Annotated in this window: 1 protein-coding gene; it reads left to right on the forward strand. The window is 65.2% G+C overall.

Annotated features, from left to right (window positions below):
* Positions 1 to 681: PAS domain-containing protein (locus H1B27_RS39675; RefSeq protein ID WP_197969780.1), on the forward strand; the 681-nt coding region annotated here is incomplete at both ends.

Consider the following 681-nt stretch of genomic DNA (forward strand, 5'->3'; position numbering starts at 1 on the left):
CGCTACGTGCTGATGAACCGCTACATGGCGGGCATCTTCGGCATCGAGCCCGGCGATGCGCTCGGCCGCACCACGGCCGATCTGATGTCACGCTATGGCGCGGCCAAGTCCGACGAGAGCGACAAGAGGGTGCTCAAGCTCCGCAAGGGGCTCGGCTTCTACGAGGAGGAGTACAAGGACGCGGCAGGCAACATGCGGCAATGGCTGGTCAACAAGCTGCCGCTGCTCGATGCCGAGGGCGAGATCGAGCGGATCGTGACCGTCGCGCTCGACATCGGCGAGCGCAAGCGCGGCGAGCAGGAAATGCGCAAGGCCAAGGAAGCCGCCGAAACCGCGCTGCGCAATCTGCGCGAAACCCAGGCCTCGTTGATCGAGGCGGAGAAGCTCGCCGCGCTCGGGCGCCTGGTCGCCGGTGTCGCCCACGAGGTCAACAATCCCGTCGGCATCAGCCTTACCGTCGCCTCTGCGCTGGAACGCAAGACCGCGATGTTCACCGCCGAAGTCGAGCGCGGCGAGCTGCGCCGCTCCACGCTCAACGACTTCCTCAACACCAGCCGCGATGCGTCCTCGCAGCTCGTATCCAATCTCAACCGTGCCGCCGAGCTGATCCAATCGTTCAAGCAGGTCGCAGCCGACCGCAACTATTCCGACCAGCGTACTTTCGATCTCGGCGACCTCACC

This window comes from Bradyrhizobium diversitatis (assembly GCF_016031635.1).
GTDB lineage: Bacteria > Pseudomonadota > Alphaproteobacteria > Rhizobiales > Xanthobacteraceae > Bradyrhizobium > Bradyrhizobium diversitatis.